The 18,111-nt window shown below is 46.6% G+C and carries 13 protein-coding genes; 3 read left to right on the top strand and 10 right to left on the bottom strand.

Going from position 1 to position 18,111, the window contains the following annotated elements; all coding sequences use genetic code 11:
* Positions 1-27: 27 nt before the first annotated feature.
* The 4 genes from ABK01_RS03770 to trxB form a co-directional block, all read right to left on the bottom strand.
* Positions 28-1,536, bottom strand: a complete 1,509-nt coding sequence (locus ABK01_RS03770) for a carbon starvation CstA family protein (RefSeq protein WP_212566128.1) — start codon at positions 1,534-1,536, stop codon at positions 28-30.
* A gap of 374 nt (positions 1,537-1,910) precedes the next feature.
* Positions 1,911-2,747 (bottom strand): FAD-dependent thymidylate synthase, encoded by an 837-nt coding sequence (gene thyX / locus ABK01_RS03765; RefSeq protein WP_253676289.1) that lies wholly within the window; start codon positions 2,745-2,747, stop codon positions 1,911-1,913.
* Positions 2,748-2,779: 32 nt separating this feature from the next.
* Positions 2,780-4,468 carry a glycoside hydrolase family 3 protein gene (locus ABK01_RS03760; protein ID WP_212566126.1) on the bottom strand — a complete coding sequence of 563 codons (1,689 nt, stop codon included), beginning with the start codon at positions 4,466-4,468 and terminating at the stop codon, positions 2,780-2,782.
* Positions 4,469-4,473: 5 nt separating this feature from the next.
* A complete protein-coding gene (gene trxB, locus ABK01_RS03755) occupies positions 4,474-5,400 on the bottom strand; it encodes a thioredoxin-disulfide reductase (protein WP_253676288.1) in 927 nt (308 codons plus the stop codon).
* Positions 5,401-5,546: 146 nt separating this feature from the next.
* Here trxB and pta point away from each other — a divergent pair, with 146 nt between their 5' ends.
* On the top strand, positions 5,547-6,554 hold the full coding sequence (pta, locus tag ABK01_RS03750) for a phosphate acetyltransferase (protein ID WP_253676287.1): 1,008 nt from the start codon (positions 5,547-5,549) through the stop codon (positions 6,552-6,554).
* 116 nt (positions 6,555-6,670) lie between these two features.
* Here pta and ABK01_RS03745 read toward each other — a convergent pair whose 3' ends face one another.
* The 6 genes from ABK01_RS03745 to ABK01_RS03720 form a co-directional block, all read right to left on the bottom strand.
* Positions 6,671-7,195, bottom strand: a complete 525-nt coding sequence (locus ABK01_RS03745; protein WP_212566123.1) for a hypothetical protein — start codon at positions 7,193-7,195, stop codon at positions 6,671-6,673.
* Positions 7,196-7,370: 175 nt separating this feature from the next.
* A complete protein-coding gene (locus ABK01_RS03740; protein WP_253676286.1) occupies positions 7,371-8,510 on the bottom strand; it encodes a tetratricopeptide repeat protein in 1,140 nt (379 codons plus the stop codon).
* A gap of 123 nt (positions 8,511-8,633) precedes the next feature.
* Positions 8,634-8,900: an RNA-binding regulator gene (locus tag ABK01_RS03735; RefSeq protein WP_212566121.1), complete on the bottom strand. Its 267-nt coding sequence runs from the start codon at positions 8,898-8,900 to the stop codon at positions 8,634-8,636.
* A gap of 424 nt (positions 8,901-9,324) precedes the next feature.
* Positions 9,325-10,959 (bottom strand): chaperonin GroEL, encoded by a 1,635-nt coding sequence (groL, locus tag ABK01_RS03730; RefSeq protein WP_212566119.1) that lies wholly within the window; start codon positions 10,957-10,959, stop codon positions 9,325-9,327.
* Between the two features lie 253 nt (positions 10,960-11,212).
* Complete coding sequence (locus tag ABK01_RS03725; RefSeq protein ID WP_253676285.1) at positions 11,213-14,122, bottom strand: VCBS repeat-containing protein; 2,910 nt, start codon at positions 14,120-14,122, stop codon at positions 11,213-11,215.
* A 261-nt stretch (positions 14,123-14,383) separates the two neighbouring features.
* The gene (locus tag ABK01_RS03720) at positions 14,384-15,490 is read right to left on the bottom strand and encodes a tyrosine-protein phosphatase (protein WP_253676284.1); all 1,107 of its coding nucleotides are present in this window, start codon (positions 15,488-15,490) and stop codon (positions 14,384-14,386) included.
* A 425-nt stretch (positions 15,491-15,915) separates the two neighbouring features.
* Here ABK01_RS03720 and ABK01_RS03715 point away from each other — a divergent pair, with 425 nt between their 5' ends.
* Both ABK01_RS03715 and ABK01_RS03710 read left to right on the top strand, forming a co-directional pair.
* A complete protein-coding gene (locus ABK01_RS03715) occupies positions 15,916-16,776 on the top strand; it encodes a flagellin N-terminal helical domain-containing protein (protein ID WP_016522378.1) in 861 nt (286 codons plus the stop codon).
* Positions 16,777-17,057: 281 nt separating this feature from the next.
* A complete protein-coding gene (locus ABK01_RS03710) occupies positions 17,058-17,915 on the top strand; it encodes a flagellin N-terminal helical domain-containing protein (RefSeq protein WP_212566115.1) in 858 nt (285 codons plus the stop codon).
* The last annotated feature ends 196 nt before the right edge of the window (positions 17,916-18,111 follow it).

Here is an 18,111-nt window from a genome sequence, read left to right as displayed (position 1 = left end):
TCAGCACTTCCCCTTGTCTTTAATTGCCTATTTGCTATGAGCACGTCCGATAATGATCTTTTGTTGACTTTCGAGACTCTGTTGAGGCCGCAGGTAAATTCTTGTCATAAAGATGACAAAGAACACTGCCGCAACAACAATTCCGACCGCATACGAAATCGTAATTCCCTGCATACCGAGCCGAACCAGATTGAAACACTCCGGTGCATACATCAGGTAGGTAACGGAAACAGCCGACATAAAAGTTGCGGGGATAACCGCAATCCAGCAGCGGTTCCGATTGGAATAGTTTGTTGCAAGATAAGCGCCGCCTGTCCATAAGACAATCATCGCAAGCGTTTGATTTGACCACGAGAAATAGCGCCATACAACACTGTAATTGATAAGCGAAATACAGTACCCAACCAGCAGTAACGGTACGGCAACAGAAAGTCGAGTCTTTAGATTCTTTTCATCAAGTTTAAACCAGTCAAAGACAATCATACGAGCGCTGCGGAACGCGGTATCACCCGAAGTAATGGGACATGCGATAACACCGATCATTGCGATAGCGCCGCCGACCGTTCCAAGTAAGCCGGTACAAATGGCGTAAACCGATTTTGAATTTCCGCCGCCGATATCGAGGAGCGCTTTAAGACCGGTACCTGAGCCGTCTTTATTCCAAAAGAAAGCGATTGCCGCCGATGCCCATACCATTGCGATAATACCTTCGGCAACCATTGCACCGTAGAAAACCCAACGGCCTTCTTTTTCATTTTTTAACGTACGCGAAACAATCGGAGACTGCGTTGCGTGGAAACCGGAGATGGCGCCGCATGCTACCGTGATAAACATTAACGGCCAAATAGGACGCTGATGTGCGCTCGGATACAAGTTTTCGAGCGTCAATTCCATCATTGGACGAGTTCCGCTGTTCAGTATTGTCGCAACCGAAACACCGACAGCCATTAAAATAAGGAAAATACCGAAAATCGGATAGAACCGCGCAATAACCTTATCAACCGGCAGGAGAGTCGCAAGGAAATAGTATACAAGAATGATAATTGTCCATACTTTTACATTGAGCCATTCGGGCGTCAGCAGCGCAAGCAGACCTGCCGGACCTACCATAAATACGACACCGACCATAACAAGCAACACTAAACCGAATACGCGCATAATATTCTGCATCGTATGACCTAAGTATTTACCGGTAATTTCGGTAATACTGGCGCCGTCATTCCGCACCGACAACATACCGGCAAGATAATCGTGGACACCTCCGGCAAGCAGCGTTCCGCCGACAATCCAGAGATAGACACTTGGCCCCCATAAAGCGCCGGAAATTGCACCGAAGATCGGCCCTAAACCGGCGATATTCAAAAGCTGGATTAAAAAAGCTTTCGGCTTTGAGATCGGAACATAGTCTATTCCGTCAGGATTAGCCATAGCAGGCGTCCGATTTGCTTCATTCGGAGCAAAAACTTTTTCTACAAACGTACCGTACACCAAGTAACCGACAATGAGCGCTGCGACACACAGCAAAAACGTTACCATAAAAAGTACCTCCTGTGAATTGGATTTATGAATGACCCCTTAGCTTGCATTACTATTGAATCATTACACATAAAGTATAAATCCGTTTTTTACGTTTGTAAATAAAAAATAGAATTTTATATCTCTACCAAAAGTATGATGCTGAGAATATCAAAAAAAATACTCTGATGCGTTTACCTTCCTTTTGTGCGAAGTTTTTTTTAAATTTCGCACATTTTTCCGGCAAACGAGTAAACGCATTAGATGAATAAATATAAATCGCAAAATCAGGAGATTGGACAAGCATTTGAACTGCAAAGCGGTTCAATTCTGCTTGGACGGTCTCCTGATTTTGCGGGGATATAAAAAATCTCTGATGCGTTTACCCAGTTTTGCTATAGTTGTTCACCGGAGCGGATTTTTTCTTCAAAGCGTTCCAGCTCTTTGCCTTTGAGTCCGCTTTCTTTGCCTTGCAGCAGATTGCGCACGGCTTCCAGTTCGGCGCCGGAAAGATGCACACCGGTTAAGCTATGCTTTTCGAACGATCTTGTTGCAAGCGGCGCCACGTTCCGGCAAATCTCCAGCAGTACAAAGGCGTAATCGCGGATTTCCTTTTGAGCATGGCTGTCGCAACGGAGTTTTAAGAAGTGAAAGAGATTGTGTAAATCGATTTGCCAATACATTTCCGTATAGGCAGATAGGGGCAAATTGATGCGAGCAAGTTCCCGCGCCAGTTTTGTATCAATGAGTGCACGGTATTCACGGTAGGCGCTCTCTTGCTGCGTGTGCAGAGTGTCCCGTATCTGCGTCCGTATCTCAAGCGGCGCCGGTTCGCTCATACGTCCCTGCCGGTTATCCGTACTTTGGAATGCGATATCCTCGGATGCGGGTAAATAGCATTCGTCCCGCATAATCGAATACCGCCCTGAAATTTCGTTAAGACGCGCCGTCCGGTGCCGCACCCATTGCCGCGCGACAAAAATCGGCATCTTTATATGGAAGGTCAGCACGACCTGTTCAAACGGGGACGTATGCTGATGCCGTAGTAGGTAATCGATCAGCCCCGCATCTTCGCGAACGCTTTTTGTGCCCTCTCCATACGACACCCGCGCGGCCTGTACGATGCGCGCGTCTCCTCCGAGATAATCAACCAACCGGACAAAGCCTTTGTCCAACACCTTATATTCTTTATCAAGAATTTCTTCCGCCGTGGGAACAATACAATGAGCCATAGTCTATGTATCGGTACTTTTCCGTTGCATAGTTAATTGATCCCATCAAGCGGCAAGTGTCCCTGCGGTTTAAAATCGCCGAGCAATGCTCCGAAGCCTGCGGTAAACGAAACCGGCGCATAGCTGTAAAGAGCAAGCGCGGTTGGAATTTCCGGAATACCCGACAAGAATACCGGCGAGAGGCAGGAAAAAATGATATACCGTTTGTTAGGATAGGTCTTATAGAGCCGCTGCAAGACTTGGAGTGATGAATCGTTTGCAAGACAGAAAATGACGGTATCGCTTGCGGCGGTTTTTGAAAAAATGTTGTCCGCCAGATTGCTGGTTCGGGCAGCAGGGAATCGTTTTAAACCGGCCTGTAAAAAAGCGGAATATGAACCGGCAAGCAATATCTTTTCTCCCGGTTTTATTGTATACGGAATGTATTTACCGCGGACAACGGTAACTGCCCGTGCTGCAAGTGAAAGAAAAAATGCCTGTCCTTCGGCATCGGGCAGCTTTTCGGGAATAGCATATATGTCGGGATACAGCGGTACTGCATTGCCGCTTTTAAAATACCGAAGTTTTGTTTCGATTATCCTACGCGCTGCATCCTTAACCCGCAACCTGAATGCTTCATTGGTTTGCATCCGCTGTAAATTTTCCGTCCAAAATGCATCATAAAGGCGAGGCGTAGTAGACGATTCGATGATATCGTTTCCCGCCTCAAGCGCGAGCTGAACCGCCTTGGCAACCGTACCGGCATAGCGGATTGCGCCGTGCATCATCATATCATCGGTGATAACCAAACCTTTAAATCCGAGCTGCCCGCGCAGTACGGTTTGCAGTAAATACTGAGAGAACGAAGCGGGCTCTCCGTGTTCGGATACGGCGGGAAAGTGTAAGTGTCCGGTCATAATCGCCGGTACATCCGCTTCGATGAGATATTGAAACGGCACCAGCTCGCGGTTATAGAAGGTTTCTTTGGAAATGGCGATGCTCGGCAGCTTTCCGTGGCTGTCAAGCGCCGTGTCCCCGTGTCCGGGGAAATGCTTAGCAGTGGTCAGTACGCCTGCTTTTTTACTCCCCTGCATAAAGGCACGGGCTAAAATCCCCGCAGCCTCCGGCGATTGCCCGAAGGAACGCGGCCCTATAATGGAAGATTCATGGTTGGTATAGAGGTCTACCGTCGGCGCAAAATTGAGATTGATCCCAAGCGCCGAAAGCTCACGGGCTATATAAAAGCCCTCGTAGTAAGCATCTATCGGATAGCCGGAGGCGCCGATAGCGAGGTTGCCGGGTGTTTCCGATGTACGTCCCTTAACATGCCGTATCCAGCCCCCTTCCTGATCGGTTGCAACAAAGAGCGGGATACGGAAGCGGGTGCTGTTGGCTTTTTTTTGTAAAAGGCTAACCGCTTTTGCCAGTTCAATACTGTCCTCGGTATTCCAGCCGAATATCTTGATGCTGCCGAGGCTCCGCTCGGTAATCCAGCTCATTAAAAGGTCGGTCGGCGCCTGCCCCGCCCATCCGAACATGAATGTTTGGGATAATAGCTCTTCGTCGGTCATTGCCTCCGTAATCCGGCCGGCAAGCTCCGCGGCAGGTACGGCATCATAAAAATCGGGCAGGGTTTTAAGTGCAGCAGTTTGAGCTTGAGCATTCAGTTGTGTCTTGAGCTGCGGTAAGATCAGCAGTGCGACGCCGAATAAGACGGCGGCAAAAAAATATTTACGACGCAAAGCGGTTAACTATGGAGATTTTCGATATAGGCTGCAGCGGTATGGGCGGCAATAGCGCCGTCGGAAACTGCGGTAACCACCTGCCGGAAAGACTTCGCGCGCACATCGCCCGCCGCGTAGAGTCCTTCGATAGAAGTACGCATATCCTCATCGGTAACGATATAGCCCGTTGCATCTTTCGTTGCGTCGGGAAATAGCTCCGTTTTAGGATTCATACCGACAAAAAAGAAAACTGCATCACAGACAAGTTCCCGCTCTTCCTGCGTTTTTACGTTCCGCAGTACAACGGCGGTTACCTTATCGGTTCCCTTTATTTCCGTAACGGTCGTATCGAATACCGCCGTTATATGAGGATTGTTCAATGTTCGGGTAACGAGCGCCTTTTGCGCGCGGAAGGTATCGCGGCGGTGTACCATCGTAACTGTATCAGTCAAATTGGCAAGAAAGAGCGCTTCATCACAAGCGGCATCCCCTCCACCGACCACAACGATATGCTTATTTCTAAAGAAGGGACCGTCGCAGGTAGCGCAGTACGAAACGCCTTTACCTTGCAGCTCTTTTTCGCCCTTTACGCCAAGGCTGCGGTGCTCTGCTCCCGTCGCAAGAATAACTGCAAGCGTCGTGTAGGTTTTATCCGCGGTTTGTACGGTAAAGGTTTTATCTCCGTTTTTTGTAACAGCTTCTACCTTATCGGAAGCAAATTCGGCGCCGAAGCCTGCCGCCTGTTTACGCATATTTTCAGCAAATTCAAAGCCGTTTATCGGTTCGGCATATCCGGGATAATTTTCAAGCGAATCGATTAAAACAACCTGTCCGCCCGGCGCTTTTTCTTCCAGTACCAATACTTTTAAGTTTGCTCGGCACGCATATTGCGCCGCAGCCATACCCGCCGCGCCTGCGCCGATAACGATAATATCATAATTTGTATTCATTATCATAATGTACGAAAAAAGCTCTCCTTGGTCAATTGAAGGGGGCATGGCAACCAAAATTTCGTACGAAAGACAATGCGCAATCTTGCAGAAAAAGCGGTAAAATAGTACACTCGTGCCTACATCTGTGATTCGGAGGTTTTATTATGCGGTTTGTTCAAATAATGAAAGACAAAGCGAAAGAATATCACAATCGCTTGGTTTCGCCTGAGGCGACGGAAGAGCGTACTTTACGTGCAGCTCGTATACTTGTCGATCAACAAATTCCAGCCGAGTTGTTTTTAATCGGAAAAACATCAGAGATTAAAGAAGCCTGCAAAAAGTTAGGCGTATTGACCGATGGGTTTACTATTGTCGATCCGGAGCATTCCGAATGGACGGAAGATTTTGCCGTAGCGTTATACGAAAAACGGAAAGCTAAAGGAATGACACCGGAGGAAGCAAAAAAAGAGATGCACGAGCCTTTACGGTTTGCCGCGATGATGCTGGCACAAGATAAAGCTGATGCGATGGTTGCCGGTGCGGAAAACACAACAGCAAACGTATTGCGCGCGGGGCTTACTATCGTCGGTGTAAAGAAAGGCGTTAGAACCGCTTCTTCCTGCTTTATTGTAGATACCAAAAGTACCGAATGGGGGACGAACGGTGTATTGATTTTCTCGGATTCTGCGGTTATTCCCAATCCTACTGCCGAACAGTTAGCGGATATTGCAACTGCGGCAGCCGAAAGTTATCGTGCTTTTGTCGGGCATGAACCTGTCGTTGCACTCCTTTCGTATTCGACAAAAGGATCCGGCGGGGATAAAGATGAGAGCCTTATCAAAGTACGCGAAGCCGTTAAATTGCTGGATGAACGAAAAGTGAATTTCTGTTATGACGGTGAACTCCAGCTTGATGCCGCGCTCATACCGGAAGTAACCGATAGAAAAGCGCCAGGAAGCCCTATCCGCGATAAGGTAAATACGTTGATATTCCCCGAGCTTAATTCGGGAAATATCGGGTATAAGTTAGTACAGCGCTTCGCAAAAGCCGATGCTTACGGACCTTTTATGCAGGGGTTTGCAAAACCGTTATCGGATTTGTCTCGAGGCTGTTCAACCGAAGATATTGTCGTAACGGCAGTTGTAACACTCGTACAGGCCGGTAAAAAATAAAACTGCGTTGTTCCCGTTCATTTATACGGAGCGTTTACCACCCCGACACTCTGCGTCGGGGTATGTTTCATTTTAAGAGAATGCCCCCATATCAGACAGCTCCATCAATATCGCAATTAAAATTCGTTATCAAAAATAGGTGATTCGAATAGAGTGTTTAACTCCCGTTCGGAATATCGTTTGGAATTTAAAAAATTTTCTTTTACCAGTTCTCGTGTTTCCTTATCTAAAACCAACCTCTTTTCATCCCGTAGATAAACTACCAAATCTTCAAATACCGATAATGGAAGCCACGGGAAGGCAATATCAAAAATATTATACCATGCATAGTATTGCTTCACATTTTCATCGGTTAACAACGCCCCCTGATCTTTTAACCGATCGCGGGTTACGGGGTGAATAGTAAACACCTTTTCATTTAATAGATTACAATAATCCTCGGCAGAGAAGAAAGCTCCGGTTTTTCTAATCAATTCGGTTTTTTCAACAGAGGGTACATCAGCTAATATAGAAGCTGTTACAAAATTAAGCCCATCATGGCTGATTTTGCTTAGTTCCTTACCTTCGCTTTCTGCCAAAGTAAGGCTTTCCTTTAACAGTCCTTTTTCCAAAAGCGGCTTTAAAATATCTATGGCTTCCATGTATTTAGTATAACCGAAAGAGCAAGAAAAGACCAGCCTATCTTCTTTTTGCGCACAATTTTTTTAAATTTTATGCTTTTTAAGAAAGACGGATAACCATACTATAATCTCCCTAAAGGACAGTTGTTTAACGCGGAGAAATATAAAAGTGCGTCCGATTCAGTCGCCCTGATATTCACCGAAGGGCATCAGCTTTTAACAACCAGCGATAAAACTCCATGCCGCTGACGGGTTTGTCGGGTTCAAAGTTTTTACCGTCTACGAGCGGTACAACATCTTCTTCTACCGTACCGATGATAGCATCAAAATAAACACCGTCCATCAAAACATCGGGAATAGGCAGCCGTCGTCTGCTGGTGTAATAGCGTGTATATTTCTTTAAGCGAAGTTCATCATTGCCTACAATTAAATGCCATAAAAACAGTGCGGCATCTTTTTTCGACGCAAAATCTTTGAGAACATCACATTCCGGATTGTACCATCCATCTTTTTGCAGATATTCGGCAAGGAGCGGCGGTTTCCATTCTGCGGTACCGGTTATAAAATCCAGTGCGTTCGTAGAATCTTGCGTAAGGGTTGCCATTTCTATTAATGAAAGTTGAGGCGCTTGCAATATCTTTTCAGAAGATTTCCGAATGGATGTCCCGTCTATCGTATAAAGCTGTAAACTCTGCTCGCGCTGTTTACTGTAGAGCCGCTGATATTCTTCAGGTAAAAATGAAAGCGAAGCGTCAAAGGCTGCGAGGGCATTCCGATAGTCTTTTACCGCGAAATAAAGCCCTCCGAGTTCTGCTTTCAGCCGGTAATACGTCGGATTTTGTATAAGCCGCTCTTCCAAATATGCTCTCCGCTTTTCCTGATCGGAAATGATCCGTGCCGAAACTAATTGGACGTATTCATCATATTCGTTTTGCTGTTTTGCCTCAGCTAATCGCTTCCGTGCTTCGTTCGGTTGGCGTTGTAATAGGTATACGTCTGCAGAAAGAGCATATAGCCGTGCCAAATATGAAGAATCGGTGGAAGGTTCCCGCAACAAGGCTTCGATGTCTGTCTGTATCCGCTTAACTTGTTCGGAGCTATATTGTATCCGTTGCGAGACGATAGCCGATTCAAGCATTGCAAGTGTTTTTTCACGAGCAGATCCCACGCCGCCCGAATAGCGGATATCCGTTTGTACCGAAGCACATGAGGTGCTGCATAAAGCGCAGAAAAGGATCATCGCAGCCATAATCGGCGCCAAGCATATCCGAGGCTTTGTTATAGCAGTATGCTTAACAATCAGGCACCAAAAAAATTGAGCGTTATGGTTAATCATAGCTTGGCTCCTCTCCATATAGATAATAGCAAACTTTACCGCAACTTTTTATTGGCTTCTATCTTATAGAGGAAAGAAATTTTTTTCAGTTTTTAGAGTTTCCCGATCCTTTGTATAAATTGATTAGGGATAGGTGCGGCGGGGTTTTTCCTGTGCGACATTAACGCGGAGACGGCGTCCTTCGAATTCTTTTTCGTTTAATTCTGCAATAGCATTTTGCGCAGCGCCCTCATCAGCCATTTCAACAAATCCGAATCCCTTTGAACGGTTGCTGAACTTGTCTTTAATGACAACTGCCGAAACGACTTCGCCGTAAGTTCCAAACAAGGTTGACAAACCTTCTTCCGTGGTTGCGTAGTTTAAATTCCCTACATAGATTTTCTGAGCCATACTCAAATCCTTTTACCTTTTGCGGTGCTAAATAATGAATCCATACGGAAACAATTTCTATGAGACCTTTATTTGATTATGTAAGCTGAACTTTCGGCTCTATCATTAATGGAAACAACGATCACGTAGATAAGCTACTGTAACATAGTTACGATAAACGGTCAACCGACCGATACGCAGGCAAACGCATCAGTCCGTTTTTTTAACATCCCCGCAGAATAATTAGGGCTGCTCAACCAGAACTGCCAAGGATGGCAGTGATTCCATACAGCAGCGATGTTTTGTGCACACACAAAACTCGCCTTCAACTGTTGTACACGGACGTACAACAGTTGAAGATGGTTCAAATGGTCTCATAACCTCTTTATTCTGCGATTCCGGTCTACTCTACCTGATGCGTTTACCCGCTTGTTGGGAATATCGATTAATACATTCCGCCCATACCGCCCATGTCGGGAGCAGGAGCTGCCGGAGCGTGCTTTTCAGGAAGATTAGTGATAGCGCACTCGGTGGTCAGCAGGAGACTCGCAATGGATGCGGCGTTCTGCAATGCGGAGCGGGTAACCTTTGCGGGGTCGATAATACCGACCTTCATCATATCCGCCCATTCCATTTTTGCAGCGTCAAAACCGATACCACGCTTCTCTTTTGCTTTTTCCGCAATAACAGCGCCGTCAACACCGGCATTTTCCGCAATCTGGCGAATCGGCTCTTCAAGCGCGCGCTTCACAATCTTAAAGCCAATCTTCTCGTCTTCAGTCAGCTTGGAAATATCAGCCTTGTTGAGCGCTTCCGCAGCCTGAATGAGTGCAAGACCACCGCCTGCAACAATACCTTCTTCGATAGCGGCGCGGGTTGCGTTCAAGGCATCCTCTACACGGTGTTTCTTTTCCTTCATTTCTACTTCGGTAACGGCGCCGATCTTAATAACCGCAACACCGCCGGCAAGTTTTGCAAGGCGTTCCTTGAGCTTTTCGGTGTCGTATTCGGAAGAAGAATTTTCAATCTGCTTCTTAATCTGAGCCACACGGTCGCTGATGTGCTTTTTATCGCCTGCGCCGTCGATAATCGTAGTATTCTCTTTATCGATTTTAACGCTCTTCGCCTGACCGAGTTGGCTGATATCGGCTGTTTCCAGCTTTAATCCCAATTCTTCGGAGATAACCTGTCCGCCAGTCAAAATAGCGATATCTTCGAGCATTTCCTTGCGGCGGTCGCCGAAACCGGGAGCCTTTACCGCACAAGTTTTTAACGCACCGCGGAGGCTGTTTACAACTAAGGTTGCCAATGCTTCGCCTTCAACATCTTCTGCGATAATCAAAAGCGGGCGGCCGGACTGTGCGACTTTTTCCAAAAGAGGCAACAAGTCTTTCATTGTAGAAATGGTCTTGTCGTGGATTAAGATATACGGATTGTCGTATACGGTTTCCATACGGTCACGATCGGTTACAAAATAGGAAGAAATATAGCCGCGGTCAAACTGCATACCTTCAACATATTCGGTAACGGTTTCCATCGTCTGCGCTTCGCCGACATCGATAACGCCGTCTTTTCCTACACGAGCAATGGCATCGGCAAGGATTTTACCGATTTCCTGATCGTTGTTTGCAGAAACGGAAGCGACATGCGCAACTTCTTCGGAGCCTTTAATCTCTTTGGCGTTTTTCTGAATATCGTCTACGGCGATTGCCACAGCCTTATCCATACCGCGCTTTAATTCAAGCGGGGTCATACCGGCGGCAACGGCTTTTAAGCCTTCGCGTACCATAGAATAAGCCAAAACGGTTGCGGTTGTGGTTCCATCACCGGCAACATCGTTGGTCTTTGTGGCAACTTCTTTTAAGAGTTGCGCTCCCATATTCTCAAACGGATCTTCCAATTCAACTTCACGGGCAACCGATACACCGTCTTTGGTAACGGTCGGGGCGCCGAAGCTCTTATCGAGTAAGACATTGCGTCCTTTGGGACCTAATGTAACTTTTACCGCACTTGAAATTTGTTCAACACCGGAAAGCAGCTTTTTCCGTGCTTCTTCATTAAACAGCAGTTGTTTTGCCATCTTATGAACTCCTTCATCATTATAACTGAAATTATGCTACGTACTGTAGTTTTTAACATATAGAACATTTACCAGTCTGCAAAAGCCTCGTAAACATTCAAAACGATATGATAGTAAAATACAAAAAAAAAGATAAACCGGCAAGTGATTCAAGAAACCAGTTATAAAATCGACGGATGTTCCTAAAAATCAAACCGAGTTTTTAGAGCTGCCTGCTGAATTTTAGGAACACCTTGTCAGACGCAGATCGGCTTCACCTCAGTACCGCTCCCCGATATGCGTGAACTTTTGAGTCGATACCGTGTGTGATCAGTTCGGGGAACGAGTCTCCGTCGATATCGAGTAAGTACGGCGTTCCCGTACCGGCAAGGGGAAAACCGTCCAGCGGAGCAAAGCCGGAGGTGAAGCCGTAAAGTGCATTGCCGCCTCCCGAAACAAAGATTTCATCTTTACCGTCGCCGGTTACATCGAGCAAGGTGATGCGGTAATCATCCGCAGCGCCTGTTTTTAACGGTAATGAGTCTATTATCGCACCGGCAGTGTTGAATTTGAACAGGTGGCCGTCTTGAGAAACCACAAAAAACGCCCGCAACGATGCCGAATACGCCAAATCCGCTTTACATACGGTGTTAAGATCACACGAGGCGGTCTCCGCATAATCCTGCGATAAGCTGCGGATAGAAAATCTACCGTCTTCGCTTACAAAAGCGACAGCGTAGTTTCCCTTTGTTTCTTCAAAGAATACCGGCGCTGCGGCAAAGATGCCCTCAAGTTCAATGGGATACCCTTCAACGGTTTTCCCCTCGTTATTAAACAAGTACAGATTGCTTTCAAAAGAACGAGGAAGCGCCGCGACCCCAGCCTTCCATATAATAGGGGCAGTTCGCAATTTCGCGTTCATCGGCTCAGAAATAAACCAATTATCCGTTGCGTCGGCAAAGAGGAGCGTCGAATCGGCAGAAAGAGGTACCGCTATGCCGCCATTAAACGCAACCGGTTTGGGAAGGAGCTTTTCCGCCGTCAATACTGGGTAACCTGCAAAGGGTTCCAAGTTTTCATTTACCCGATAGATGGAACCGCGGGCGGAAACAGCCCACAACGCTTGCAGCTTTGAGTGTTTTATTTCGGCGGCAATCCCCGCTTTTCCGTCGAGCGAAAGCGTTGACTCATTTCCGGTTAAAAGATTCATGCCATGCACATTCGAACCGTTCGTCCAAAAAATATAGGGAATATTGTCCGCGGACTTTGTGCAGATAATATCGGTTTCGGGCCGCTGAGAAAGAGACCGCGGAAATGAGGGGATTTCTTCCAATTTGCGCGCATCGGTTTTCTGCGTATAGAAATCCAAATGAACTTTGCGATCAGCTGCAAAACGCAATGATAATACGCCTTTACCGTAATTCTTAAAAGCGGTTTTTAGCAGTGCATTTTGTTCCAAGAAAAACGGAATACTTCGATCCAGCGAATAGTACACCAAGAAAGACGTTTCGGCGGAAACGGATTTTGCAATTTTCTTCCATTCATCGGTTTTTACCAAGAGCTTACCAGCATCGGTTTCCTTTTTGCACATTCCGAGCGCTTCAGCACTATTGGAAAGATACAAATAGCTGTCCTGTATCATATAGAATGGTTCCGGCAGATCGATTTGAAAGGCTCGTAGCAGTCTTGACAACCACGAGGGGAAGATAATCCGCGGGATACGGTTATCGTCGACTACCGCAGCAGTGCTGCGATCGATGAATATCGTGCTAAACAAATCTTCCAACAGATAGCGGCATTTTGCCTCATCCTTTAACGAAATGAAGAAAACAGGCGTTTGAGAATCCCGATGCCCGAATACGCCGATTTCACTGCCCATCCAGTCAAAAATAAGTTGATTCAAATCTTTGTTAAAAAAGAATTTACTATTTTTATCCGCCGAATTGAAGTTCTTCGTTAGTTCCGGAGGGAAAAAAGCTTTGGTGTTTTCGTAGAGAAATTGGGGATCGCCAAGGTTGAGTAGCGTCACATAGACGGCGCCTTCCGGCAGACGAGATAAAATAGCCGGCAGGGTTGAGCGCCGCTGTAGGATGGCATTCACTTCGGAGCGTTCCGAAATCCAATTAATGATACTATGAAAAGAAACCGTTTTTTCGTCAAAGTTGACGTTGAGCGCTGCCGGATCGGGGAAGGCGAGTTCCCGTATCATGTTGCCGACGATGTCTCGTTTTGCTGCCATACCGGAAATAAAATACGACGGTTCCGCGTAGACACTGATAGCTCCGCGATTTGAATCCCGCAGCAGCGCAGTCAGCCGTTTACCGCTCGCTTCTGAGTTTTCGGCCAAACAGGAATACAGCAAATCTTCCGAGGTTGTGGCAACCATGAGATTTTTATAAAAACAGATGTAGAGCCGCTGATCTTGAGTCAGTTCAAAGAGAAAGCCTTTTTTTGCGCTGCCGTTGATGTCAAATTCGGTTTGCGAAAGGTTCGGCACCGAATCAAACAGTTCCGGCTTAACGGCACTAATAAGGGGAAGCAGCTGAACGGCAGCAGAGCGGATACCGATATTCGCAACAATCGCGGCATTACTGCCTTCATAAACAGCAATGTTCACGGGGACGTTCAGCAGCCGCTTAAACCAACTCGATTGGAGCGTTGTATTCGATCGCAGCGCACGGAGATTGCCCTGTAAAGCTGCCGTTTCGGGCGAAGAAAGGAGCGAATCGACAGCGCTAAGGTACAGTCCTTTTTGCAGCGTATCGCTTGCAGAGCGAATGGTAACCGCAGCATAGTATCCATCCGCAATATGCCGCGCAGGATTCGTCCGGTTTATCAATGAATATCCGATTAACCCGACAAGCGGAATCAGGATAATCAAAATAAGGACGAGGAGAAAGATACCGACTTTTTTGAAAAATCCGCTCTTTTTCCGCTTTTTTTTCGTGGGCGGAGACGGAGAGGCTTGTACCGTATCGGCGTTCTGCGCTACCGTCTGCCGCTCTGCCGGATGACTGCCTGCCGTGTCAGCGTTTTCGTTTTCAATAGGCTGCATATTAGGCAGCATTTCGGCGGTACCGCTTGCCGTGGTACCCGGGCGTATCTCCGTATCGAGGTTCGAAGCGGGTGGCATATCGTGCCCTTCTGCTGAGTGAATGTGTTCGTTGAAATCGTCGGTATCCATAGGTATTCCTTAATTGCAGGGTAAACGCCTCAGGTTCTTTGTAAGACACGCCCGCAGAATATAGGGGGCTGCACAACCAGAGTTTCGCCGCGTTGCGTCTCAAATGGTTGCTCCGCCCCCTATATTCTGCGGAGTTTGATTCATTTGCCTAATGCATTTACCCTTATTCTCGGATAAAGAGTGCGAAATTTTGTCAAAATTTCGCACAAAAGGAAGGCAATCGCTTCAAATATTTCCGATGCGGTTGCTCAGATCGCTTCGTTACTGTAGTTTTTGTTTGAGCGCGTTGATTTGCGGTGCGGTCAGCCCGACGGTCTTGGTCAGATAGGTTTCCGCAACGGCTTTTAAATTGGCATCGGTAATAGCTTTGCCGCCGTTCATCTTTACGAACATATCGGTGATAATCTTCGCAATAACCGGATACCGTGCATCGGTTTTCTTGACGTTAAAGTAATTCATGTATGACAGCATGTAGTCGTCGGCAACTTGCTGCACTGAGGCACCCATCAAGGCTTCCAGCACGGCGGCAACCATACCGGCACGGTCTTTTCCTTCATTGCAATGAACGTAGAACGGCCCTTCGTGCTGCCCCATAAAGATCAGTCCATCCTTCAGCTTCGCGATAAAGGCAGAGTCGTTAAAGTCAATTCCCATATTAAGGGTAATAACCTGTCCGTCTTTTACCAGCTGTTCATAGTAAGGCGCTGCGGCAAGATGCGGCGCCATACTTTCAGCACTGTCTGCAAGATTGATAACAGTTACGATTTTTGCTTCTTCAACGAGCTTTGCCGCATAGGGGGCGCGGGCATCGCCGAGTACCGGATTGCATCCTCTATACAGCCGATTGGCTGCAATGGAACCCGCTTGAACGGCACGGAAGTTTGCGAATATTGCATCGGAAGCATAATCCTCACGTTTTTCGGATTTAACCAAGTGGCGCATTTCATATTCCTGTAAATAGGCGCCTTTCTTGGAAAGAGACAGTGTTACCGGAGTTCCCTCGACTGCACCGGTTTTGCCGCTACAGTTATCATAGCTCATCGCGATAGCGGTAAACCCATGTGAAAGTCTAATGAGGTAATCTCCTCTATTAACATCGCTGTAGGTTGCAACAAAGGGAGCCGTTACGGTTTTGTCTCCCAGCTTTGCAAGCAGAACATCGCCAAGCTCATACCCTTTTTCTTTTAACGCCGCTTCGGTAATGTCCGTTGTAAGGTTACCGTACTTGTCAACCGACGAAACGGTTCCCTGCAGCGGCTCATATACCGGCTCCTGCATACGTGCGCTGTCCGTAGTAGCGCATGACATCAGCACGGAAAGAGCAAACAATAATGCAATCGATAGACGCATAAAACGTTTGTGAATCATAAAACCTCCCAAAATAGAAGCCTCACATAGAAAAAGTGCAAACTTCTTTCTTAATAATATACTATAAGTATATATGCTAATAGGGTGATAAACAAGACTTTTGAAAATAGCCGACGCTTCTGTACCGCCTTTTTTCAAAAGATATAGTCTTCGTTCTACCGAATGTAATCTCCCCATCTAAGCTGCCTGCTTTTTTACTGAAAAACACATGGGAACCTCTAAAAAACTGAGGTTTTTAGAAATTCCCATATAAAATTTTAGAAAAATTTTACATAAAGGCTAAAGTTTTCAGCTTATACCACCGATAAAAGATATGGAGATATTCTATCCGGAATTTCTAAAAATCAAACCAAGTTTTTAGGAATTCCCTATTTTCCTGAAAAGCACGGATGCTTTTCAGTACCACATTTCATGGAGGAAATGCTATGGTTATCAACCACAACATGAGTGCAATGTTTGCACAGCGTACATTGGGTGTTACTGATGTACGTATCGGTAAGGACATCGAAAAGCTGTCCAGCGGTCTGCGCATCAATCGCGCAGGTGATGATGCTTCCGGTCTCGCAGTTTCCGAAAAAATGCGCGCTCAAATCCGCGGCTTAAATCAAGCTTCGACAAACGCATCGAACGGAATCAGCTTTATTCAGGTTGCCGAAGCATATTTGCAGGAGACGACTGACATTATGCAGCGTATCCGCGAGCTGGCAGTGCAGGCATCAAACGGCATTTACAGCGCGGAAGACCGGATGCAAATTCAGGTCGAAGTTTCCCAGCTTGTTGCCGAAGTTGACCGCATCGCGAGTTCCGCTCAATTTAACGGTATGAATATGCTAACCGGACGCTTTGCACGTGAAGGCGGAGAAAACGCCGTAACAGGATCAATGTGGTTCCACATTGGCGCTAATATGGATCAACGCATCCGCGTGTACATCGGTACTATGACTGCTCATGCCCTTGGCGTGCGCGATCTGAGCGATAACCGCACGATGACGATTGAAACTGCAGAAGAAGCGAACCACAGCATCGGTACAATCGATGAAGCGTTAAAGAAAATCAACAAGCAGCGGGCAGACCTCGGCGCATACCAGAATAGACTGGAAATGACCGTTGTCGGAATCGATATTGCCGCAGAGAATCTGCAAGCCTCCGAATCACGTATCCGTGATGCCGATATGGCTAAGCAGATGGTCGAGTATACGAGAAATCAAATACTCAATCAGTCCGGTACGGCAATGTTGGCTCAGGCAAATTCAAATACCCAGCTTGTACTCTCATTATTGCGGTAATTTCTTGTATAACTCTCTTGTCTTTTTTTGGGCAAGAGGGTATACTTACCACTGTAATAACGAGAACCGGCGGGATGTCTCCGGTATCCCGTTAACATGATCTTTGAAAAACACCCTTAAGAAGCCCTGTATAACAGTATTATTGGTCTTCGGTTAGTACATCGAAAGCCAATAATACTGTGTAAAAAGCAGAAAGGAAAGGCGCAACCAATTTCCGTAATGTTTTTATACAGTGACCATTTCCGGCATGGATGCCGGGAGCAGACTTCAAGGAGGGTTATATGATTATTAACCACAACATGAGCGCTATGTATTCACAGCGCAACACAGGTATCGTCGAGACCAGCATCGTAAAAGACATAGAAAAGCTTTCCAGCGGTATGCGCATTAACCGCGCAGGCGATGATGCTTCCGGACTTGCAGTTTCCGAAAAAATGAGAAGCCAGATCCGCGGTTTAAATCAAGCAGGTCAGAACATACAGAACGGTGTTTCCTTTATCCAAGCAACAGAAGGATATTTAGCTGAAACCACCGATATCATGCAGCGCTTACGCGAGTTGGCAGTTCAGGCCGCTAACGGTATTTACTCTGCAGAAGATCGTATGCAAATTCAGGTTGAAGTTTCTCAACTTGTGGATGAAGTAGACCGCATTGCAAGCCATGCCCAATTCAACGGTATGAACTTGCTTACCGGACGCTTTGCAAGAGATGCAGCTGACAATCAATTGCAGTTGCATGTCGGTGCGAACATGGATCAGTCTGAAAAGCTCTTCGTCGGCACAATGACTGCTACCGCTCTCGGTCTTATCGGTGGTATGCAGGGTGGTGAAGGCGATATGATCACCATCTCTTCTGTAGAAGGTGCTAATATGGCCATCGGTACTATCGACAATGCATTGAAGCAGATCAACAAGCAGAGAGCAGACCTCGGTGCATACCAGAACCGTTTCGAACTTGCATACAATGGCGTTGCAATTGCTGCTGAAAACCTGCAGGCTGCTGAATCACGCATCCGCGATGCTGATATGGCAAAACAGATCGTTGAGTACACCAAGAATCAAATCTTGATGCAGTCAGGTACCGCAATGCTTGCACAGGCGAACACACAACCCCAGTCGGTTATCCGCCTCCTTCAATAGCGCTCAAAAAAAATCGGGGAAATAACGCAAACCTAAATCAACAGTGAGGGTTTGACTAAAAGAGGTTTCTGGATGTTATCTCTTTTTCCACGACTTAAAAGGAAGAAGAAGCCGCGCCCTTCTTCTTCCTTTTTTTATCTAAAAATATGTAAATCACGTAACTCATTTGATTCCATAAAGATTATTGGTATTACAG

Source organism: Treponema sp. OMZ 305, from assembly GCF_024181325.1.
Classification (GTDB): Bacteria; Spirochaetota; Spirochaetia; order Treponematales; family Treponemataceae; genus Treponema.
The sequence above is the reverse complement of the archived record's forward strand: the minus strand, read 5'-3'. Positions and strand labels throughout refer to the sequence as shown.